Raw genomic sequence first — 21,258 nt, forward strand, 5'->3', positions numbered from 1 at the left:
CGGTGGTCCGTCAGTGGCAAGCGGCACAGGGAGCGCTTCTTGCTGTACCTGCCCCATGCCACCGCCGCCGCGAGAACCCGCCATGACATCCGTCTCCGGACAGAAGATCTTTCGCATCCGCCGCGACTACAACGCCTGGGTCGCGAACGAAACGCTGGAGGACTACGCGCTGCGCTACACGCCGCGCAGCTTTCGCAAATGGTCGGAGTTCCGGGTGGCCAACGCGGCGTTCGGCGCCACCTCGTTCCTCGCGCTGGAGGCCATCGGCGGGGCCATCGCGCTGAGCTACGGGTTCTCGAACGCGCTGTGGGCCATCCTGGTGGTGGGGCTCATCACCTTCCTCACGGGCCTGCCGATCTCGTACTACGCAGCCCGGCACGGCGTGGACATGGACCTGCTCACACGCGGCGCGGGCTTCGGCTACCTGGGCTCCACGCTCACCTCGCTCATCTACGCGAGCTTCACCTTCATCTTCTTCGCGCTGGAGGCGGCCATCCTCGCGCTGGCGCTGCAGATGTACCTGGACTGGCCGCTGTGGCTGCTCTACCTGGTGTCGTCCATCGTGATCATTCCGCTCGTGGCGCGCGGCATCACGCTCATCTCGGGGCTGCAGCTGTGGACGCAGCCGATCTGGATCGTGCTGTTCGTCTGCCCCTTCATCGCGGTGATGGTGAACAAGCCCGAGCTCTACGCCGACTTCACCGGCCTCGTGGGCCGCACCTCTGACAGCAGCGGCTTCGACCCGCTGATGTTCGGCGCGGCGGCCACGGTGGCCTTCTCGCTCGTGGTGCAGATCGGCGAGCAGGTCGACTACCTGCGCTTCCTGCCCGAGAAGACCGCCGCCAACCGCGGCCGCTGGTGGGCCGCCGTGCTGATCGCGGGGCCGGGCTGGATCGTGCCGGGCATGCTGAAGATGATGGGCGGCGCCTTCCTCGCCTTCCTCGCGCTGCAGCACGAGATACCGGCCGCGCATGCGATCGAGCCGACGCAGATGTACCTCACGGGCTTTTCGTACGTGCTGCGCGACCCGGCCTGGGTGCTGGGCATCACGGTGCTCTTCGTGGTGGTGTCGCAGATGAAGATCAACCTCACCAACGCCTATGCGGGCTCGCTGGCGTGGTCGAACTTCTTCGCGCGCCTCACGCACAGCCACCCGGGGCGCGTGGTGTGGCTGGTGTTCAACGTGGTCATCGCGATATTGCTGATGGCGCTGGGCGTGTTCGCCGCGCTGGAGCACGTACTGGGCTTCTACAGCAACATCGCCATTGCATGGGTGGGTGCGCTGGTGGCCGACCTGGTCATCAACAAGCCGCTGGGCTGGAGCCCGAAGACCATCGAGTTCAAGCGGGCGCACCTGTACGACATCAATCCCGTGGGCCTGGTCGCGATGCTGGTCGCGGCGGCGCTCGCGATGCTGGCCTACTCCGGCGCATTGGGCCAATGGGCGAAGGCCTTCTCGCCTTTCATCGCGCTGGCCACCGCGATGGCCGTCTCTCCGCTGCTGGCCTGGAAGACGCGCGGCCGCTACTACCTCGCGCGCACCGACATCGACCGGTGGGCGCCGGGCGAGAGCGTGAAGTGCTCGGTGTGCGACAACAGCTTCGAGTCGGAAGACATGGCGCACTGCCCCGCCTACAGCGCGCCGATCTGCTCGCTGTGCTGCACGCTCGAATCGCGCTGCCACGACCGCTGCAAGACCGACTCGCGCGCCGCCGAGCAGATGAGCGGCTGGCTGCAGGCGCTGCTGCCGCCGGCGCTGTCGGCGCGGCTCAATTTCCGCGTGGCGCACTACCTCTTGATCGCCACCTCGCTGATCGCGCTGCTGGCCACGGTGGTGGGCGTGGTCTATGCGCAGGAGGCGATCGCGGGCACCAGCGACCCGACCTTGTCCACGGCATTTCTGAAAGTGTTCGCGCTGCTCTCGGTGGTGGCCGCGGTGGCCGCATGGTGGGTGGTGCTGGGCAGCGAGAGCCGGCAGATGGCGCAGGAGGAATCGAACCGCCACAACAACCTGCTCGCGCTGGAGATCGAAGCCCACCGCCGCACCGACGCCGCGCTGCAGACCGCCAAGGAAGCCGCCGAGGCCGCCAACCAGGCCAAGACGCGCTACGTCGCGGGCATGACGCACGAGCTGCGCACGCCGCTCAACAGCATCCTGGGCTACTCGCAGATCCTGCTCAAGGGCGATGCCGTCGCACCGCCGCGCGAGGCCGTGCAGACCATCCACCGCAGCGGCGAGCACATGCTGGGCCTCATCGACGGCCTGCTCGACCTGGCGCGCATCGAGGCCGGCCGCCTGCAGCTGGAGCCGGCGCCGCTCGCGCTGCCGGCCTTTCTCGACCAGCTCGTGCACATGGTGCGGCCGCAGGCCGAGAGCAAGGGCCTGGCTTTCGTCTACACGCACGCGGGGCAGTTGCCGGCCTGGGTGCATGCCGATGCCAAGTGGCTGCGGCAGATCCTCATCAACCTGCTGACGAACGCGGTGCGCTTCACCGACAGCGGCACCGTCACGCTGCATGTGGACGCGCGGCGCGAGGTGCTGCGCTTCGACGTGGTCGACACCGGCATCGGCGTCGCGCCGCAGGACCACCTGCGCATCTTCGAGCCCTTCGAGCGCGGGGCCGCGGGGCGCCGCCGCGGCGAGCCGGGCACGGGACTGGGCCTCACGATCACCGCGCTGCTGACTTCGCTCATGGGCGGCGAGCTTGTCCTGGCGCAGACCTCGCCCGCGGGCAGCACCTTCAGCGTGCGCGTGTACCTGCGCGAAGTGGCCGACCCCGGCCCGCAGGCCAAGGGCGGTGCCTTGCGGCAGCCGGTGACAGGCTACATCGGCGCGCGCCGCACGCTGCTCGTGGTGGACGACCAGCCCGTGCAGCGCCAGATGCTCGCCGGCATGCTCATGCCGCTGGGCTTCGAGGTGCGCGAGGCCGCGAGCGGCACCGAGTGCCTGGACAGCCTGCGCGAAGAGCTGCCCTCGGCGATCCTGCTGGACCTCACGATGGACGACATGGACGGCTGGCAGACCGCCACCTCGGTGCGCGCCTCGGGCTTCGAGAGCATCCCGATCATCATCGTCTCGGCCAACATGTTCGAGAACCAGACCGAGCGGCTTCGCGCGGCGGGCTGCCAGGCCTTCGTCGGCAAGCCGGTGATCGAGTCGGTGCTCATCGCCACGCTGGAGCAGCACCTGGGCCTCGAATGGCTGTCGGCGAGCGACGCGATGCCGCCCGCGGGCGACGAAGAAAGCGCGGTGCGCCCGCCGCAGCTCGTTCTGTCGGAAGACGACCGCGCCGAACTGATGCGCCTCGTGCAGATGGGCCACGTGCGCGGCCTGCAGACGGCGCTCGACCGGCTGGCCGCGGCATCGCCCGCGGCGGCGGCCACCTGCACGTGGCTGCGCGGCATGGTCACGCGCTTCGACCTGGACAACCTCCGCAACGCACTGGCAGAAGATGCAGACACTCCTCTCGGCCCCGTCCTTTCGTCCTGAATCCGAACGCCCCGTGGTGCTGGTGGTGGACGACGCCCCCAGCAGCCTGGGCATGCTGTGCGACACGCTGGAGGCCAGCGGCTACACCGTGCTGGTGGCGGCCGACGGCGAGGCCGCGCTGCAGCGGCTCGAACTGGTGGTGCCCGACGCAATATTGCTCGACGGCCTGATGCCCGGCCTCTCGGGCTTCGAGACCTGCCGGCGCATCAAGGCCAACCCGGCGCTCGCGCACATTCCGGTGCTGTTCATGACGGGCCTGTCGGAAACCGCGCACGTGGTCGAAGGCTTCGAGTGCGGCGGCGTCGACTACGTGGTCAAGCCCATCCGCGCGCAGGAGGTTCTGGCGCGCCTGCACACGCATGCACGCAACGCCCGCATCACCCGCATGGCGCGCGATGCGGTCGACGTGGCCGGCATGGGCGTGGTGTTCGTGGACACGCGCGGGCGCATCGCGTGGCGCTCGCCGCAGGCTGCGCTGTGGCTGCATGCGCTCGAAGATCCGGTGTCGCCGGGGCTGCTGCCGCAGTCGCTCGCACCGGCGCTCGTGCCCGGTGCCGCGATCGCCGTCGGCACGGCGACGGGCATGCGGCTGTCGGTGCGCAACCTGGGTGCGGCGGCGCTCGGCGAGACGATGCTGCTGTTCGCCATGCAGCGCGATGGCGCCGGGGGCGCGGCGGGCGCTTCGTCGGCACGGCTCGCCGAAGCGGCCCTTACGCCGCGCGAGACCGAGGTGCTGTCGTGGCTCGCCAAGGGCAAGACCAACCGCGACATCGGCGAGATCCTGGGCACCAGCCCGCGCACGGTGAACAAGCACCTGGAGCACATCTTCGAGAAGCTGGGCGTGGAGACGCGCGCGGCGGCCGCGGCACTGGCGAGCGGGCAACTGGCCTGAAGGGGGGTAGGTACCCACCCCCCGGGTTTTCCGGTCATTGAATGCAGAGGCGTTGGTCTGCAGAATGACCGCATCACCGGAGATCAAGATGCTCTCGAAACTGCTCCCGTTCTCTTCCCCCGAAAGCGCCTACCGGCACAAGTTCCTGAACAACCAGGACGAGAACCTGTTCATGGGATCGTTCGAGAGCTTCGCCGCGGCCGAGGCCGGCGCGCCGCCCTCCAAGGCCGTGGGCTACGACCATGCCGAGGCCGCCAGCCTCTACAGCCCGCAGATCTATTTCTACGACTACCCGGGCCTGTTCTGGCTGGGCCGCTCGATCGACGCGGGCCTTGCGCGCATCTTCGATCTCGGCGGCCACATCGGCATCAAGTACTACGCGTTCCGCCGCGTGCTGAGCTACCCCGGCAACCTGCGCTGGACCGTGTGCGACGTGCCCAGCGTGGTCGACAGCGGCCGCGCGCTGGCCGTGCAGCGCGAGGCCACCGAACAGCTCGCCTTCACCACCGACTACCGCGACGCCAGCGGCTGCGACGTGCTGTATGCCTCGGGCAGCCTGCAGTACCTGCCGGTGCGCATCGACGAGATCCTGTCGTCGCTGGCCGCCAAGCCCAGGCGCATCGTGCTGAACACGACGGCCGTGCACCCCGAGCGCACGCTCTTCACGCTCAACAGCATCGGGGTGGCGGTGTGCCCCTACCGCATCGAGCACTACGACGAGTTGCTGGCCATGCTCACCCGCTCGGGCTACCGCAAGCGCGACGCCTGGCGCAACGAAGGCAAGCCGATCGAAGTGCCCTTTGTCGAAGGCGGCGACAAGACCTACTACGCGGGCGGGTGCTTCGACCTGATCTGAAGCGCTTACGGCAACCGGACGCTGTCCGCTTCAGACCGCGAACAGCGAATCCAGGTTCGCGAACGACTTCATCTCGATCGCATTGCCCGAGGGGTCGAGGAAGAACATCGTCGCCTGCTCGCCCGGCTCGCCCTTGAAGCGGATGTAGGGCTCGATCACGAACTTCGTCTGGCGCGCGACGAGCTTGTCGGCCATGGCCTGCCACTTGTCCATGGGAAGAATGGCGCCGAAGTGGCGCACGGGCACGTCGTGGCCGTCCACCGCACTCAAGGCCTTGTGGCCGCACTCGTCGGGCGCGAGGTGGGCCACGATCTGGTGGCCATAAAAATCGAAATCGACCCACTGGGGTGCGCTGCGGCCCTCGGGACATCCCAGCAGTTCGCCGTAGAACGCGCGGGCTTCGGCGATATCGCGCACGGGGAATGCGAGGTGGAAGGGAATCCGTGTTTCTTGGGTGCTCATGGGTGTCGTGGTGCGGAGGTGAATCTGGCTTGCCCGAACTTTAAGCAATCATCTCCATCACCGAAAACGATATATTTCTTCTCTGAGCCCCAATAATTTCGATGATTCCTCCATGATCGACGAACTCAAGACCTTCATCACCGTCTGCCGCCACGGCACGTTCGCCGCGGCGGGCGAGCGCATCGGCCTCACGCAATCGGCGGTCAGCAGCCAGATCAAGCGCCTCGAGGAGAGCCTGGGCTTCGTGCTCTTCGACCGGACGGGGCGCTCCGCCACGCTGAACGCGGCAGGCGAAACGACGCTGGCACGCGCCGAGGAAATCTGCGCCCTCTACGCCAGGCTCGGCGACCTGCCCGAGGACGCCACGAACCGCGGTCTGCTGCGCATCGGCGCCATCGCCTCGGCGCAGCCGACGCTGGTTGCGCGGGCGCTTGCGCGGCTGCGCCAGAGCCAGCCTCTGCTGCGCGTGCATGTGTCGCCGGGTGTATCGATGCGGCTCATGGACGACCTGGACGCGGGCAGCATCGATGCGGCGGTGATGATCCGGCCGCCCTTCGGCCTCCTTCCCGACCTGGCGTGGCAGCCGCTGGTGCAGGAGCCCTATGTGCTGATCGTGCCGGCCGATGTGCCTGGAAAGAACTGGCGCAGCCTCCTGCAGGAGCAGCCGTTCCTTCGCTACGACCGCGCCTCGTTCGGCGGGCGGATGGTCGAGCGGTTCCTCCGGCGCGAGGGGCTGCAGGTCAGCGACTCCATCGAGGTGGACGAGATATCCGGCCTCATCCACATGGCCGCCAAGGGACTGGGCGTGGGCCTCGTCCCGCTGGTCGAGGCCCATCTTCCACTGCCGCCGGGCGTTCGCACGCTGTCGCTGGGCGAGCACACCTTCCACCGCGAGGTCGGACTGCTGCAGCGCAAGCCGCGCGCCGGCTCGCCCGTGGTTGCGCAGTTAGCGCTGTGCCTGCAGGAAGCGGCTCGAAGCTCACGCGCGAGGCGATCGAAAAAACCTTGACCGTCTCCAGAAGGACGACCATCGGGAGCGCCCCCGCAAAACAGGCGCGCTTGCAGAGCGTCGCGCTAGCCGCCCGCGGCCGCAGCCGCCGGCCCCAGCCGGAAATCGACCGGCACCTGGATCGGTGCCATCACGGCGCGCCCGCTGCGCGTTTGCGCAGGGCTGAACTTCATCCGGAACACCGCCTCGGTTGCCGCCTCGTCGAGCACGGCGTAGCCGGAACTCTCGACCACGGTGGCGGTCGATGCGATGCCTTCGGTGCCCACGAGCGCGCGCAGCACCACCTTGCCCTCGTAGCCCCAGCGGCGCGCGGCCTCGGGATAGGTGACCTGGGGCGCGCTCGCATAGCCCGGCGCCTTGTCCACCGGGTCCTGCCGCTCCTGCGCGATGGCGTCGTTGACCTGCTGCAGGCGCGCACGCAGCGTGGCCGCACGCTCCGTGCGTCCGCGCCGCGCCTCGATGCCGCTCAACAGCTCGAGCGTCTCCGCGATGGCGGGGTCGTTGCGCCAGTACAGCAGCTGCCGCAGTTCGAGCGAACGGTTCGCGGCGGCCTCGGCACCGTCCAGGTCGCCGGTGGCGCTCAGGATCTGCCCCAGCGTGAAGAGCCCGCGCGCCAGTTCGGCATTGTTGGAGGACGTCGGCGCATTGAAGATCAGGATCGCCCGCCTCGCGGCAGCCTCGCCGCTGGCCGGCTGCCCGCGGGCCACCCAGGTGGCGGCCAGCTCGTCCAGCGTCAGCGCGATGAGCGCATCGCTGGGCGGCTTCTGCCGCTCCCCCACTTCGAGCGCGCGCTCCAGGTAGGCGACGGCGCCTTCGTAGTCCCTGGCGGCGCGGCGCGAGATGCCCAGCACCCGCAGCGTGTGCGCGACCTCGAACGAGCCTTGCGGCCCGGCGAGCGCCTCGCGCGTTGCCAGCGACTTCTGCAGCAAGGGCTCGGCGCGCACCGGCTGGTCCAGCACGGCGTACATCACGCCCTGCCCGTACTGCAGCTGGGCCAGGAGGGGCATGTCTTTCTCGGTCGGCGGGGTCAGCAGCGCGGTGGCCCGCGCGTAGAGCCGCTCGGCCTCGTCGGTGCGGCCATCGCCCGCGCACAGCCTGGCCAGGGACGCGAGCAGCGAGGCCAGCGCGCCGGCCGGCGGTGCCGATAGGTGCTCGGTGATCGCCAGCGCGCGCCGCAGCAGCGGCTCCGCCAACCTGGGCTGACGCGTGTCCAGGTACAGCTGGCCGAGCTTCCAGAGACTCACCGCCTGCCGCGGATGGAACGGCGGCAGCGTCTTGCCCGAGAGGTCGACCAGCCGCCGGCCCATGTCGGTGGCTTCGCCGATCTTGCCGGCCATGACGTAGGTCTCGAAGGCCTGGTCCAGACGCTCCCAATCGACGCTCTGCGCCGGGGTCTGCGCCAGCGCCATGCCCGCGCCCAGCGACAGCACGCCGAGGGGTGCCATCCGCAGCGCCAGGCCGGTTGAAAGGCCGGTTGCGAGGAGCACGCTGCGCGTGAGCCTCCCCATGCGGGAGGTGCGACGGCCCGGCGCGGTCACTGCTTGAGTTCCTCGCAACGGCCGGCTTCGCACTTCACGAGAAGGGCATAGCCGTCCGTGCAGGCGACGGTGTAGGTCTCGACGCCCGCGCCCTTGCCGACCAGCGCAGCGCGCGGCTCCGTGGCGCAGCGCTGCGCCTTGGCCAGCCGTTCGGCATCGATCGCGTTCTGCCCTGTCGGGTGCACCTCGGCCGGCGGCGGTACGGGTATCGCTACAGCCACCGGTGCCGCTGCCGCTGCGGCCGGAACGACAGGCCGCGCTGGCTCGTTCGTCTGAACCACCACCGCGGCCAGCGTCGGCGTCGACGATGCGGCGGGCTTCTCGGTGCGCCGGTACTCGGCCATGGCCAGCCGACCGCGCGCGGGCACTTCGCCGATCCACTGGGCGGGCCGCGCGAAGTTCAGGTTCTGTGCGCTGCCGCCGATGGCGGCGGTGGTGATGCCGATCAGCCGCGCCTGGTCGTCGAAGAGTCCGCCGCCGCTGGAGCCGGGAGAAATCGGCGCCGTGACCTGGATGTACTCCACCTCGCCCGCGGCATTGCGCCGCAGCGCGGAAACCAGGCCGTCGCTCAAGGTCTGCTCCAGCCCGCGGGGCGCGCCGATCGCGTAGGCCTTCTGCCCGACCTGCAAGGCGGCCGTGGGCACGACGGCCGCCGCCGTTGCGGACGACGGCAGGTTGTCCGCCTTGAGCTGGCAGAGGTCGCGCTCGGGGTCCGGAAACTCGAGGCTGGCGGGCAGTTCCTCGCGCTCGCGCCGCAGCGTGACCGACACGGCCCTGCGAAGCACATGGCAGTTGGTTACCAGGCGGCCGGGGCCCACGACGACGGCGCTGCCGCTGCCCAGCGCGCGCCCCTGGTCGTCGCGCGGCACCACGACCCACACGGCGGGCGAGACCTTCCGGAAGATCTCCTCGGGTGTCAGCGCGTTCGCAAGGCCGGGCAACAGGGTGCAGAAGGCCACGGCCGCAGCCAGGCGTGTCGTTGTCGTTTTCAATGGAGACTCCCACGAGAAAAATGAACGCACTGCGTGGCTACTTCGGCAGCAACCCGCCGAGGTCCCTCATCTCGACGCGCCCTCCGCTGCCGCCCGACCACGGCACCGAGGCGGGCTGGACTTCGGTCACCGGATCGGGAAAGGTCATCGCGCGCCTGGCGATTTCTTCCGAGGTCAGCGTGCCGCTGCGCCCCTGGCTGGTGACGAAGGGCTTGAGCGCTTCCATCACCGCGCTGGCCCGCAGCGAGTACCGCGCGCCGGGCTCCGTCGATGTCTTGAACATCAGGATCGTGGCCTTGCTGTGCCAGGTGGTGATGGTTCCGCCGCCGCCGGGCACATAGATGTAGGTCGGCGCCCGGTAGCCACCGCTGCCTCCCCCGCTGCCGCCCTTGAGCTCGACCCACTCGGGCGCGTCCGTCTCGTCCTGGGCGAGGCGAAAGTCCGCCTGTTCATCGGGTGCGGATGCGCTCGCCTTGGGAAGCGCGACGAAGTAGGCGTACCCCTTTTGCACCGTCAGGTCCGCGCACCGGTAGAGCCAGTAGTTCCAGACGGCGTCCTTGGAGGTGTTGCCGTTGCCGGAGAACTCGACGATGTAGCTGTTGTCGGTCAGGCGGGTGTCGGTGTAGCCGCCGGTGGCGCCCTTGGGCTGGTACACCGTCGTGCAGGCGGCCAGGAGGCTGGCGGCCGCGACGGCCGCGAGCGCGGCCAGGGTCCTGAGGGAGGTTCGTACGTGCAGCTTCATCGTCTTTTTGTTGGGTAAGAAACCGAACACGACGATACAAACTTCGACGTGAAAGCACAACGAAAGCTTCAAACGCCTTCGAATGCCGTGACGCAAACCTCGGCCGTCGTTGCAAAACTGCCGAAATCCGTCACACCGCATTACCGCCCACGCGCTTCGGTAGTAACCCCTGAATCGATGAAGGCGGATTGACAGCCCCGGCCTCTACGATGACGGCGGCAGGCAGCGCCCACGCTGCCGCCCCCCCTTTCTCCAGGAGACATCGTGAAGCCCCTTCTTTCCTTTTCCTCTCTCACCCGCCGCGCCGCACTCCCGCTCGTCGCGGCCCTCGCGCTCGCCGGCTGCGGCAGCTTCGGCAACGACACCAAGCCGGCCGGTGGCGACGACATCCACGTCATGACCTCGGGCGGCTTCACCGCCGCCTACAACGACCTGCGCCCCGAGTTCGAACGCAGCAGCGGCCGCACGGTCAAGACGGCCTATGGCGCCTCGATGGGCAACGCGCAGGACTCGATTCCGAGCCGCCTCGGGCGCAACGAGCCCGCCGACGTGGTGATCCTCGCGCGTCCGGCGCTCGACGACCTCGTCGCGAAGGGCAAGGTGGTCGCGGGCAGCCAGGTCGACCTCGTGCGCTCGGCCATCGGACTCGCGGTGCGCAAGGGCGCGCCCCGGCTGGACATCGGCAGCGTCGATGCGCTCAAGCGCACGCTGATCGCGGCGCCGTCGATCGCCTACTCGGCCAGCGCGAGCGGCACCTACTACGAGACCGAGCTGCTCAAGAAGCTCGGCATCGAAGACCAGGTGAAGCCCAAGAGCAAGCGCATCCTGAGCGAACGCGTGGGTACTGTCGTCGCGCGCGGCGACGCGGCGCTGGGCCTGCAGCAGGTGAGCGAGCTGCTGCCCGTCGCGGGCATCGACTACATCGGTCCGCTGCCCGCCGAGGTGCAGCAGAACACCGTGTTCTCGGCCGGCATCGCCACCGCGTCCAAGCAACCCGATGCGGCGCGGCAGCTGATCCGCTACCTCAACTCGCCGGCCGCCGCGCCCACCATCGCGAAGACCGGGCTGGAGCCGCTGACTGCGCGTTGATCACGGCATCGACCGGCCGAACTCGCCGCATGCCCTCACTCTTAAACTGACGCACCTCCCTGCTTCCCGACGAACGGACGCCATGACCCAGCCCTCCCCCGCCCTCGTTTCCGCCTTCGCGCCCAACGGCACGCTGCGCGCCTCGATCAACCTCGGCAACCCGATCCTTGCCAACAAGGACGCCGCGAGCGGCGAGCCCGTGGGCGTGTCGATCGACCTCGCGCACGAGTTCGCGCGGCGCCTGGGCGTGGGCATCGAGCTCGTCGTGTTCGAGAAGGCCGCCACCTCGGTCGATGCGGTGAAGAGCGAGAAGGCCGACATCGGCTTCTTCGCCATCGATCCCGCGCGCAGCGAAGGCCTGCGCTTCACCGCGCCCTACGTGCTGATCGAGGGCAGCTACCTTGTGCCGGAATCGTCGGCGCTCGCCGACAACGCGCAGGTCGATGCGCAGGGCCATCGCATCTCGGTCGGGTCGGGCAGTGCTTACGACCTGTTCCTCACGCGCGAGATCAAGCACGCCGAGATCGTCCGCCTGCAAGGCGCCGGCCCCGCGCTGGCCGCGCTGCGATCGGGGAATGTCGAAGTGGCGGCCGGCATTCGCCAGCTGCTCGAAGGCGAAGCACAGCGCGCGCCGGGCGTGCGCGTGCTGCCGGGCCGCTTCATGGTGATCCAGCAGGCCATGGGCACACCGGCCAGCCGCGGCGCGCAAGCGCAGGCGCTGCTCGCCGCCTTCGTCGAGGAGATGAAGGCGAGCGGCTTCGTCGCCGATGCGCTGAAACGCCACCGCATCGAAGGCGCGATCGTCGCGCCTTAGTCCGTCAGAGCTTGTAGGCCTCCACCGGCCCCTGCGAATAGAAGAGGAAGTAGCCGGTCTCCGTCTTGAAGCTGTTCTTCTGCCAGCCCGGCGGCACCTTGAAGATCGCCAGCTGGTCGCTGGAGACGCCGACGAACTGCGTGTTCTCGCCGTCCGTGGTGATCTTGTTCCAGCGCTCGCGCGTCACCGGCTGCATCTGCATCTTGGGTTCGCTCCACTCAGGCGTGCGCACCTTGTCGCGCATGATGTAGCGGTCGCCCTGGCGCTCGATCTTCACGACCTCCTTGAGCGCGCCGTCCTTCTTGATGGCATAGACGCCGACCAGTTCGGCCTCGGGTCCGCCACCCGCGCCGCAGCCCGCCAGCAGCGAGGCGCAAGCGCCCGCCACGATGTACTTGAATAGATTTTTCATGAGGGTCATGGTGTGAGGCGCGAGCCGCCGGACGCCCCGCGAAGGCACGCCCGGCCGGCATCACGCACAGGTCACGAAGGTCAGCGCTTGTCGTTCTCGCGCAGCTTCAGGCTGCCCTGGAAGCGCAGTGCGTGCGGGTACTCTTCCTTCTCGCCTGCGTCCACCGCCGCCATCTTCTGCTGGCTCAGCTGCGTCTTGGCGAGCACCGGCGCCGGCAGGTTCAGCACGCCCTTGATCTGGTCGTACTGCGCCTGCGTGATGCGGCCCACGCCGAGAAGGCGGAACGCGTCGCGCTCGATGTTCAGCAACAAGGGCTTGTTGGCCGCCAGGTTCTGCACCTTGGCCAGCAGGTCGCTCCACGACTGCGCGCTGTAGTTGCTCACGTAGTAGTCCTGTCCGGTCGGCCCGGCCAGCACCGCCGTGCACCCCGGCAGCTCCAGCTGCACCGCGTTGTTCGACATCACGAAGGTCTTGCGTTGCTCCATCGAATTGCCGTACGCCAGCGTGACGGGGATGGTCCACGTCGAGGCCGGGAACTGGTTCTGGTTGGGGAACGCCTCCTGCGAGATGTTCACGTAGGTGCGGTCGCCGGCGCATTGCGCATCCACCGTCAGGAGCGGAATGCCCGTCTGGCGGATGAGGCTGTCGCCGATGTCGCTCACCTTCTTGTCGGTCACCTTCTCCAGCGAACTCCACAGCCGCGACGGCGTGACGTTGCCGTACGCATAGTCCTTCAGGTAGATCTGCAGGCCCTTTTGCATCGCCTCCTCGCCGATGTAGTTCTGGATCGTCTCCAGCACGTGGCTGCCCTTGTTGTAGACGAAGATCGACGGGCTGATGAAGCCGAACGAACCCGCGTCGTTCAGGTTGCGCTGCACCGGCACCGCCGTGTTCTTCAGGTCCGCCACGATCACGTTGTGCTTGTCCAGCACGTAGTCCGAGAAGCTGTAGTACTCGGGGTGGAATTTGATCGTGGTGCGCCGCTCGAACCAGCGCGCGAACGACTCGTTGAGCCACACGTTGTCCCACCAGTCGAGCGTGACCAGGTCACCGAACCACTGGTGCGCCACCTCGTGCGTCACCACCGTCACCGAGTACAGCGTGGGCGTGTCGCCGGGCTTGGTCAGCACCGCGTCGGCGAACTCGAAGATCGAGCCCCAGTTCTCCATGCCGCCGAAGCCGGTGTTGGGCTTGTTGTTGTAGCTGTCGTTGGCCGCGACGGTGTCGAACTTCTTGAAGGGCAGCGGGATGCCGGTGTACTTGTAGTAGTAGTCCATCGACACCTTGGTCCACTCCATCGCGAACTTGGCCCAGTCCGAGCGGCCCGGCGGCGTGAACCAGCGCAGCGGCATGTCGCTGCCGTCCAGCGGGTTCTTGAAGGTGTCGGCCAGGATGTCGAACTTGCCGCCGCCGAAGAAGGTGAGGTACATCGGCATCGAGGGCGTCTTCTCGAACGCCACCTGCTGGTAGCCGTCGGGCAGCTTCACCGCCGACTTCTGCGCGCCGTTGGACACCGTCTTCCAGTCGCCCGGCACCTCGGCCGAAATCTCGAAGGTGTGGCGGAAGGCCGGCTCGTCCCAACCGGGGAACCATTGCCGCGCGTAGTTGGTTTCGCCTTGCGTCACGATGGCATCGCTGCTCACGCCTTCGGGCGTGGACAGACCCACCTTGAAGATGCCGGTGGCGGCCGAGCAGAACGGGTTGCGCGCCACTTCGGCGGGCGGGCAGTACTCCGCATCGGAGAACTGGATCTTGCCGTCCCACTCCATGTGCAGCAGGTACTTGCCCTTGGCGATCTGGCCGTCGTTCAGGCGCAGCTGCACGAAGTCACCGAGCGTCTGCGGTGTCGGGATCAGCGGTATCGCCTCGCCCGGATTCGACACCTTGCGCAGCGTGGTGCGGCCCTTGGCGAAGTTCAGGTTGTGCGCGGCCACGACGATCGCATCGACCGGCTTGAGCACCTCGATCTCCACGTCGCCGCGGCCCACGAAAGTCTTGAGCGCCGCATCGGGGCGGAACCACAGCTTGTAGTTGCTCGGCCAGACGGTGTCGGGCAGTTCCATCGGCTTGGCGGACTTGTCCACCGCGGCCACGGCAGCGGGTGCGGGCACGCCGTCGTCCGGTGTCTTGGCCGCGCTGTCGGATGCGGGGCCGGACGTGATCGGGCCCGAAAGGCCGACACCCGCGCCACCGCCGAACGAAGGGGCGCTGTCTCCGCCGCCGCCGCAAGCCGTGATGACGGCAAGGGTCACTGCGGTGATGGCAAGATGATTCACGAGGGAGTAATTGAGTTTTTTCATGATCGCCTTCTGGTAAGGACATTGCGCTGGCCTTGCATGCACCGGCGGGTAGCCGGCGATGCGCGGACACGCGCGGTGATGGAAGAACAACTGACGCTGCGAACAGGCAGCACCGCACCCTCCCGGCGAACGAGACGTTCGTCAGGACGACATGGAACCACCGGAATTTTTCTTCGGCCGGCGCATCACGAACAAGCGATGAACGTGCGACGCCAGGCCACGCTGCAAGCTATGCAGGCGGCCCCAGGATGCGGGGGGTGATGGCTTCCATTCCCGTCGATGCGCGGGTGGATGGGGATGCGGGGGATCGGGCCTCGAGGCGGGTGCGGCCTTAGCGCCCGCGCATCGGCGCCGGTCGTTCATGCATCGCATGAACGACACGCGCTGTGCTCGTCAGGATCAGAATTCTTGCGGCTCTTGTCGTTGATATCACGCGCATTCCCTCGTCCGTTGAATGCGCTCAGTTGTAGCTGATCGACTGCGATCTCTCAACGACTCGCGGAACTTTTCGCTCTCAAAATGTTCGCGCGCGATAGGACGAATGGAGTCACTGCATTCGATGCATGTCGTGCGATACGAAGATGGTTCTGCGGATGCGGCGCACGTGCTGCGTCGACACGAAAACTCGTAGTCATCGGGTGTGACGATGCAGCCACACTCCGCGCCTCAAAGCGATACAGGCGCTACAAAACCTGTGAATGCGCAACGCGCGGAGCCGTGCGCGTGCGTTCGCGCAGCCACAGCACGAAGCCGCAGCCGAACACCACGACCTGCGTGCCGATCAGCAGCGCGAAGCCCGCGAAGAAGCCCGATGCGGAAGCGGCCGATGCACTGGCCGCGCCCGATGCCGACGAGCCATGCGACACCGCGCTGATCACGCCGCCCATCAACGCCGGCATGAAGCCCGCCACGAGGCTCCCTGCCCCGTTGGTCACGCCGAACGCGCTCGCCGTGTGCTCGGGCCGGGAGCAATACTGGATCGTGCTCGGGATCGCGGGGCTCTGCAGTCCCCAGAAGAAGTTGGCCGCGACCAGGCAGCACGCCGCGGCATACGGATCGTGCGCGTTGATCGCCATCAGCACCGACAGCGCCACGCCCACGCTCGCCCCCATGAAGATGAAGGGCACGTGCGCGCGTTCGATCCTGTCGATGACGACGCCGCTCACGAGCACGGCGAGCACCGTGGCGTACTGCGGCAACGAAGCGAGCCAGCCCATCTCGCGCAACGAGAAGCCGCGTGCCTCGTGCAGGTACGTGGGCAGCCAGTTGCTGCTGCCCCAGAGATAGGCCAGCGCCGCAGAAGTGAGCAAGGTGATGAGGAACAGGTGCCGCGTCTGCAGCGCGCCCTTCACGATCGCGCCCACGCGCGCCATCGCTTCGCCGAGCGACGAAGGCCGCACCGCGTCTTCCTTGCCGGGCGGCATGCGCACGAACGCCAGTACGAGCGGAATGCCGAGCGCGATGTTCATGACGCCCAGCACATGGAACGAGGTGTCCCACTGGAACTGCGCGAGCAGGTAGCCCACCAGCGGATAGCCGATGGCCAGGCCCAGGCCCGTGCCCATGTTCACGAGCGCATTGGGCTTGCCGTTCTCGTGGCTCTGGAAGTGCGCCTTGATGTACGACGAGGCCAGCGAGAACAGCGGCCCTTCCGACACGCCCAGGAGAATGCGCGAGGCCAGCAGCAGGCCGTAGCTGTTGAACATCGGCGAGGCCCACGTCACCACGCCCCACAGCACCAGCCCGTAGACCAGGCTGCGCCGCACGCCGAAGAGTGCCGAGCAGAATGGCGTGAGCACGAAGGCCGACACGCCATAGCCGAGCATGAACGCCGTCGCCAGCAGGCCCTGGCCCACGCGGTCGTTCGCCGCGAGGCCCACGTGATTCAGGAACGCGGCATCGGTGATCAGCACCGCGATGTTGATGCGGTCCACGTAGGAGATCGCGACGATCACGAACAGCGTGACGACGCCGTACCAACGAAGGTGTTTGCTCTGCATGGGATTGCTTTCTGCTGCTGCGGTGGCGCGTGCGCCCGGTCCTAGAACATGTGGCGCATGCCGAACTCGGTGCCGCTGGAGGCACGGTTCGGCGCGGTGATCGCACCCGAGAGCGCCTGCGCGGCACCGTGGCTGTTGCTGATGCGCGCGATGGTCGCGTACAGCGCGGTGCGCTTGGAGAGGTTGTGCACATAGCCGATGGCCAGCTTCGACGAGGTGGGCTTCAGCGCCGCGCCCGCTGGCTCCAGCCGGTAGCGCGCATACGAGCCCTTGATCTCGCCCACGCCGATGGGCAGCTGGAAGCCGATGAGCGCGCCCTTGGCGTCGGTCGTGCCCTTCGACTCCGTGTACAGCTCGCTCGTGAGCTTCAGGTTCATGAGCGACGGACCGAAGGTGTACGCGGCGCCGAGATTTGTCACGCGCAGGTCGCCACTCGCATAGCGCGTCTTGCCGGTGGCAATGGCGATGTTGAGGCCGCCGCTCTGGTAACCCAAGCGCAGGCCCGTGTGGTTGCCATCGCGCTGGTTCGACACCAGCGTACCCGGCAGCACCGAGGTCGAATCGTTCTCGCCCATCGCGTACATCACCTGCCCGTAGAAACCGCCGAGCGAGGCCGGCAGCAGGTAGCCAACGCTGTTCGATGCGCGCGTGCCCGTGGGCGCAACGAGGCCGCCCAGACCCGAGAAATAGATCTGGTTGGCGCCGATGCCGCTGCCCGTGCCGAAGGGGTCGAAGATGGCAGTGTTCCAGAACGCGGGCACGTAGTCGCGGCCCATGCGCAGCTCGCCGAACGGGCCGGCCAGGCTCACGGTCGAGCGGCGGTTGAAGCTCAGCACGCCCGCGGTGCCGTTGCCGCTGGCCTGGTTGTTCGAGTTCGATGGGAAGCCCATCGCGCTGTCGTTCTGCAAGCCCATCTCGAGCCAGAAGTTGGCCGAGTAGCCGCCACCCAGGTCTTCGGTGCCGCGAAAGCCGAGGCGGCTGAACATGTTGCCGCTGTTGGACAGCTGCGTCTTGTGGGCCGAGCCGTCGCCGCTGCCGCGCGTGTAGGTGACGGCCGCGTCGACCACGCCGAAGAGCGTGAGGGAAGATTGGGCCAGCGCTCCGCCAGCCACGCTGGCCGAAGCCAGCGCGATCAAGTACTTTTTCAATGGATGTCTCGGTTGGTTTTTCTCTGGCCGTCGGGTGTGAATGGCCTCAGATGTCCAGCACCAGCCGCTCGCCCTTGCAGCGAGAGACGCAGATCATCATGGTCTTGTTGGACGCACGTTCGATCTTGGTGAGGATGCCGTCGTGGTGCTCGACCTCGCCTTCGAGCACCGCTGTTTCGCAGGCGCCGCAGACGCCTTCCTTGCAGCTGTGGTCGGGGTTGAGGCCGGCGTCGATGAGGCTGTCCAGGATCGACTTGCCGGCCGGCACCTCGACGCTCTTGCCGCTCTTCGCACACTGCACTACATAGCTTTGCGTGGCGCTAGGTGCCTCCACATGCACCGCGGCGAAACGCTCGATGTGCGCGTTGGCGTAGCCGAGCTGCTCGCAGTTCTTCTCGAACGCATCGAGCATCGGCGTCGGGCCGCAGCAGTAGTAGTGGCTGGTCGCGCCCTTGCCGGCCAGCAGCGCCGCGAGGTCCGGCGGTGCGCCCTTCTCTTCGTCGAAGTGCCAGGTGAGCTGGATCGACTTCTCCTTCGCGAGCGCCTCGATGGCCTCGCAGAACGCGGCCTCCTTGCGGGTGCGCGCGCAGTACAGGAGTTCCACCGGCTGGCCGATGGCCACGAGCCGTTGCAGCATGCACCAGATGGGCGTCACGCCGATGCCGCCGGCCACGAGCACCGAACGCTCGGCACTTTCTTGCAGCTTGAAGTTGTTGCGTGGTGCCGAGATCGGCAGCGTCATGCCCACGCGCAGTTGCTGGTGCACGTAGCGCGAACCGCCGCGGCTCTTGCGGTCGTTGAGCACGCCCACCACGTAGCGCTGCCGGTCGCTGGACGGATTGCACAGCGAGTAGCTGCGCACCAGCCCGTTGGGCAAGTGCAGGTCGATATGGGAGCCGGCCTCGAAGGCAGGAAAGTCCACGGCAGGCGTGGCCGGCCGGAACTCGACGCTCACGATGCCGTCGGCCTCGTAGCGCATCGTGTGCACGAGGGCGTTCAGCGTGGGAGAAGACATGGCTGCGCTCGCTTCCCTGTCAGGCCGTCGCGGCTTCGGCCGCTTCCGCCAGTTGCGCGACCGCGAGGTTGCGCATGTGGCGGCGCAGGCGGACGATGCCCAGGTCGTGCTGGTACAGGTTCTCGTGCTGGTTGGCGTCGGCCTCCATCTCCTCGAGCATCACGCGGTCCTGCTCCAGCACGTGCCAGTGGCGCGCCTCCAGGCGGTTCTTGTAGAGGAAGCGCCAGGTGTCGCGCTCCCAGCCCTTCGGGAGTTTGCGCACGCGCCAGAAAAAGGTGGCCGTCATGCCCTTGGCGATCGGCGAGAAGGCACCGACGATGATGAAGTTGCCGCCGGGGCCGCCGGTCTTGGGGTACGGAATTTCCAGCCGCATCCAGTGGATGCCGGTGTCGGCCCACTCGGTCCAGTCGAAGTTGACGTTGCGCTGGCCTTCCTTCTCGAACACGAAGCCGATGTCGGTCGCGCGGATGCCGAACTTGGCGCTCGAATCGCCTTCGGCCATCGAGTGCGACTGCTTGTGCAGGTACGTGCCGTGCATCGGGTCCATCACGTTGTCCAGCACGTAGCGGTAGTCGCCCTTCCACTCGGTGTAGCAGAGGAAGCTGCCGTACTCGGCGTCGTCGGTCAGCTGCTCGGGCAGCACCAGCGGCGGCGGAATGTCGACCGATTCCTTCGAGTTGTAGAGGAACACCGCACCCGCGCGCTCCTGCACATGGAAGTGCCGCGTGGCCTGCGAGCCTTCCAGCTTGCAGCCGGGGCTGCCGGGCACGCGCGTGACCACGCCGTCATGGCGCACCTCGACGCCGTGGTACGGGCACGAGAGGCGGTCGCCCAGGATCACGCCCTGCGACAGCGGCGCGCCGCGGTGCGGGCAGCGGTCTTCCAGCGCATGCAGCACGCCTTCGCCGTCGCGCCAGAGCGCGAGCTTGCGGCCCAGGCGGCGCAGCGAGATGGGGTTCTCCTTGATGAAGTGCGAGGGGCAGATCGGATACCAGAGGTCTTTCAGGCCGACCTCCAGCAAGTGGTCGACCGGGTCCGCAGCGATGGGTTGAATGGCGATGTTCATGATGGATTCCTCTCAGGCGCCGAGCACGGCCATTTCCTTGCGGTACAGCGCTTCGGTCCAGGGCTGGCCGCCGGGGGTGGCGAGGCCGCTGTCGTTCAGGCGCTGCACCAATCCGCCGAGGTCGTGGATGCCATCGGCGAAGGCGCGTTCGATCACGTCGCCCAGCAGGTCTTCGTAGGTGGTCGCGGGGCGCTGGCGCGCCTGGTGCGGTTGGAGATAGCGGTCTTGTTGCATCGTGGGCCTCCGGGGGTGAGGTGAAATGAAATCAGGCGACGGCTGCGACAGGTGCGCCTAGCGGCACGGCCCAGGCGTCGTAGCCGTAGACCCAGTCCGCATTGCCGCCTTCGCGCAGCCAGTTGTTGCCGCGCGAGCCGAGCTGCACCTGGCTGGCGCGCTCGATGCGGGCTTTCTCGTAACTCTTCAGCGCATCGGCCGCATCGGCCATCGCGACGCCTTCGAGGTGGCGCGACAGCACGACCGCGTCTTCGATCGCCATGCCCGCGCCCTGCGCCATGAACGGCAGCATCGGGTGCGCGGCGTCGCCGAGCAGCGCCATGCGGCCTGCGGTCCAGGCGGGCATCGGGTCGCGTTCGTACAGCGCGGTCTTCAGCACCGTATCGCAGGCGTCGAGCAAGGCGCGCGCCTCGGGGTGGTAGGCCACGTACTGCTCCCGCAGCTCGTCGACGCTGCCGGGCGCGGTCCACGATTCGAGGTGCCAGGTGTCCTGCGGCGTGGTCGCGAAGATGAAGATGTCCTTGCCGCGGTTCAGCGGGAATGTGACGATCTGGCTTTGCGGGTTCGGCCCCCACCACTTGGTGAAGGCGCCGAGGTTCGGCACGCCGGCCACGCGCTCGGCGGGCACCACGGCGCGGTAGGCGACGATGCCGGTGAAGCGCGGGCTCTCGGCGCCGAACATCGCGGTGCGCACGCACGAGTGGATGCCGTCGGCGCCCAGCAGCGCGCCGACGCGTGCGCTGGTGCCGTCGGTGAACGAGAGGGTCACGCCCTCTTCGTCCGCCTCGATCTTTTCTGCACGCTTGCCCAGGGCGACGCGCTCGGCCGGGAACATCTCGGCCAATGCGGCCAGCAGGTCGGCGCGGTGGATGGTGAGCTGCGGCGCACCGTAGCGCTCCTCCGCCGAGTCGGCCATTTCCAGGCGCGAGGTTTCCTCGCCGGTGTCGTAGGTGCGGCTGATGCGGTGCGACGGGCGCGCCGCCGTCACGCGGGCCGCTTCGCCGACGCCCAGGCCATCGAGCGCACGCACCGCGTTGGGCGTCAGGTTGATGTCGGCGCCGACGCGGGCGAACTGCTTCGCCTGCTCGAACACGACCACGTCGTGGCCCGCGCGCCGCAGCGCGATCGCAGCCACCAGGCCGCCGATGCCGGCACCGACGATGCCGATGGTGGATTCGCTTGTCTTCATGAGTGTCTCT

At 67.9% G+C, this 21,258-nt stretch carries 18 protein-coding genes; 6 read left to right on the forward strand and 12 right to left on the reverse strand.

Annotation, left to right across the window (positions count from 1 at the left end; translation table 11 throughout):
• The first annotated feature begins 82 nt into the window (after nucleotides 1-82).
• The 3 genes from BM133_RS10200 to BM133_RS10210 all read left to right on the forward strand — a co-directional run bounded on the left by BM133_RS10200 (nucleotide 83) and on the right by BM133_RS10210 (nucleotide 5,238).
• Nucleotides 83-3,490, forward strand: coding sequence for a hybrid sensor histidine kinase/response regulator (locus BM133_RS10200; RefSeq protein ID WP_256219121.1), 3,408 nt, complete (start codon nucleotides 83-85; stop codon nucleotides 3,488-3,490).
• Nucleotides 3,453-4,382, forward strand: a complete 930-nt coding sequence (locus BM133_RS10205; protein ID WP_093433444.1) for a response regulator — start codon at nucleotides 3,453-3,455, stop codon at nucleotides 4,380-4,382. The genes BM133_RS10200 and BM133_RS10205 overlap by 38 nt, the downstream gene beginning before the upstream one ends.
• A 64-nt stretch (nucleotides 4,383-4,446) precedes the next feature.
• The gene (locus BM133_RS10210) at nucleotides 4,447-5,238 is read left to right on the forward strand and encodes a TIGR04325 family methyltransferase (protein WP_256219122.1); all 792 of its coding nucleotides are present in this window, start codon (nucleotides 4,447-4,449) and stop codon (nucleotides 5,236-5,238) included.
• Between the two features lie 30 nt (nucleotides 5,239-5,268).
• On the opposite strand, the gene BM133_RS10215 is transcribed toward BM133_RS10210, so the two are convergent.
• The gene (locus BM133_RS10215) at nucleotides 5,269-5,700 is read right to left on the reverse strand and encodes a VOC family protein (protein ID WP_093433445.1); all 432 of its coding nucleotides are present in this window, start codon (nucleotides 5,698-5,700) and stop codon (nucleotides 5,269-5,271) included.
• Nucleotides 5,701-5,812: 112 nt separating this feature from the next.
• Between BM133_RS10215 and BM133_RS10220 the strand changes: the two genes are divergently transcribed.
• On the forward strand, nucleotides 5,813-6,709 hold the full coding sequence (locus BM133_RS10220; protein WP_093433447.1) for a LysR family transcriptional regulator: 897 nt from the start codon (nucleotides 5,813-5,815) through the stop codon (nucleotides 6,707-6,709).
• Nucleotides 6,710-6,774: 65 nt separating this feature from the next.
• Here BM133_RS10220 and BM133_RS10225 read toward each other — a convergent pair whose 3' ends face one another.
• Genes BM133_RS10225 through BM133_RS10235 form a run of 3 tightly spaced genes read right to left on the reverse strand, consistent with a single transcriptional unit; the run spans nucleotide 6,775 to nucleotide 9,981 of the window.
• Nucleotides 6,775-8,247: a TonB family protein gene (locus BM133_RS10225; RefSeq protein ID WP_143100108.1), complete on the reverse strand. Its 1,473-nt coding sequence runs from the start codon at nucleotides 8,245-8,247 to the stop codon at nucleotides 6,775-6,777.
• Entirely contained in the window at nucleotides 8,244-9,239 is a 996-nt protein-coding gene (locus BM133_RS10230) for a S1C family serine protease (RefSeq protein WP_177224776.1), read from the reverse strand. The genes BM133_RS10225 and BM133_RS10230 overlap by 4 nt, the downstream gene beginning before the upstream one ends.
• A gap of 37 nt (nucleotides 9,240-9,276) precedes the next feature.
• Nucleotides 9,277-9,981 carry a CC0125/CC1285 family lipoprotein gene (locus BM133_RS10235; RefSeq protein ID WP_093433451.1) on the reverse strand — a complete coding sequence of 235 codons (705 nt, stop codon included), beginning with the start codon at nucleotides 9,979-9,981 and terminating at the stop codon, nucleotides 9,277-9,279.
• A 264-nt stretch (nucleotides 9,982-10,245) separates the two neighbouring features.
• Here BM133_RS10235 and BM133_RS10240 point away from each other — a divergent pair, with 264 nt between their 5' ends.
• The gene (locus BM133_RS10240) at nucleotides 10,246-11,070 is read left to right on the forward strand and encodes a substrate-binding domain-containing protein (protein ID WP_177224777.1); all 825 of its coding nucleotides are present in this window, start codon (nucleotides 10,246-10,248) and stop codon (nucleotides 11,068-11,070) included.
• 82 nt (nucleotides 11,071-11,152) lie between these two features.
• Entirely contained in the window at nucleotides 11,153-11,884 is a 732-nt protein-coding gene (locus tag BM133_RS10245; RefSeq protein ID WP_093433454.1) for an ABC transporter substrate-binding protein, read from the forward strand.
• Between the two features lie 4 nt (nucleotides 11,885-11,888).
• Here BM133_RS10245 and BM133_RS10250 read toward each other — a convergent pair whose 3' ends face one another.
• The 8 genes from BM133_RS10250 to BM133_RS10285 all read right to left on the reverse strand — a co-directional run bounded on the left by BM133_RS10250 (nucleotide 11,889) and on the right by BM133_RS10285 (nucleotide 21,248).
• Nucleotides 11,889-12,296, reverse strand: a complete 408-nt coding sequence (locus BM133_RS10250) for a hypothetical protein (protein WP_093435228.1) — start codon at nucleotides 12,294-12,296, stop codon at nucleotides 11,889-11,891.
• Nucleotides 12,297-12,376: 80 nt separating this feature from the next.
• Complete coding sequence (locus BM133_RS10255; protein ID WP_093433456.1) at nucleotides 12,377-14,596, reverse strand: M1 family metallopeptidase; 2,220 nt, start codon at nucleotides 14,594-14,596, stop codon at nucleotides 12,377-12,379.
• Between the two features lie 683 nt (nucleotides 14,597-15,279).
• A complete protein-coding gene (locus tag BM133_RS10260; RefSeq protein ID WP_093433457.1) occupies nucleotides 15,280-16,596 on the reverse strand; it encodes an MFS transporter in 1,317 nt (438 codons plus the stop codon).
• A gap of 41 nt (nucleotides 16,597-16,637) precedes the next feature.
• Nucleotides 16,638-17,744, reverse strand: a complete 1,107-nt coding sequence (locus tag BM133_RS10265) for a porin (RefSeq protein WP_093433459.1) — start codon at nucleotides 17,742-17,744, stop codon at nucleotides 16,638-16,640.
• Nucleotides 17,745-17,790: 46 nt separating this feature from the next.
• On the reverse strand, nucleotides 17,791-18,759 hold the full coding sequence (locus BM133_RS10270) for a PDR/VanB family oxidoreductase (protein WP_093433461.1): 969 nt from the start codon (nucleotides 18,757-18,759) through the stop codon (nucleotides 17,791-17,793).
• 19 nt (nucleotides 18,760-18,778) lie between these two features.
• Complete coding sequence (locus BM133_RS10275) at nucleotides 18,779-19,825, reverse strand: aromatic ring-hydroxylating oxygenase subunit alpha (protein ID WP_093433462.1); 1,047 nt, start codon at nucleotides 19,823-19,825, stop codon at nucleotides 18,779-18,781.
• Between the two features lie 12 nt (nucleotides 19,826-19,837).
• On the reverse strand, nucleotides 19,838-20,059 hold the full coding sequence (locus tag BM133_RS10280; RefSeq protein WP_093433464.1) for a recombinase-like helix-turn-helix domain-containing protein: 222 nt from the start codon (nucleotides 20,057-20,059) through the stop codon (nucleotides 19,838-19,840).
• A 31-nt stretch (nucleotides 20,060-20,090) separates the two neighbouring features.
• Nucleotides 20,091-21,248: an FAD-dependent monooxygenase gene (locus BM133_RS10285; protein ID WP_093433465.1), complete on the reverse strand. Its 1,158-nt coding sequence runs from the start codon at nucleotides 21,246-21,248 to the stop codon at nucleotides 20,091-20,093.
• Nucleotides 21,249-21,258: the final 10 nt, after the last annotated feature.

The organism is Variovorax sp. 770b2 (assembly GCF_900115685.1).
Taxonomy (GTDB): domain Bacteria; phylum Pseudomonadota; class Gammaproteobacteria; order Burkholderiales; family Burkholderiaceae_C; genus Variovorax.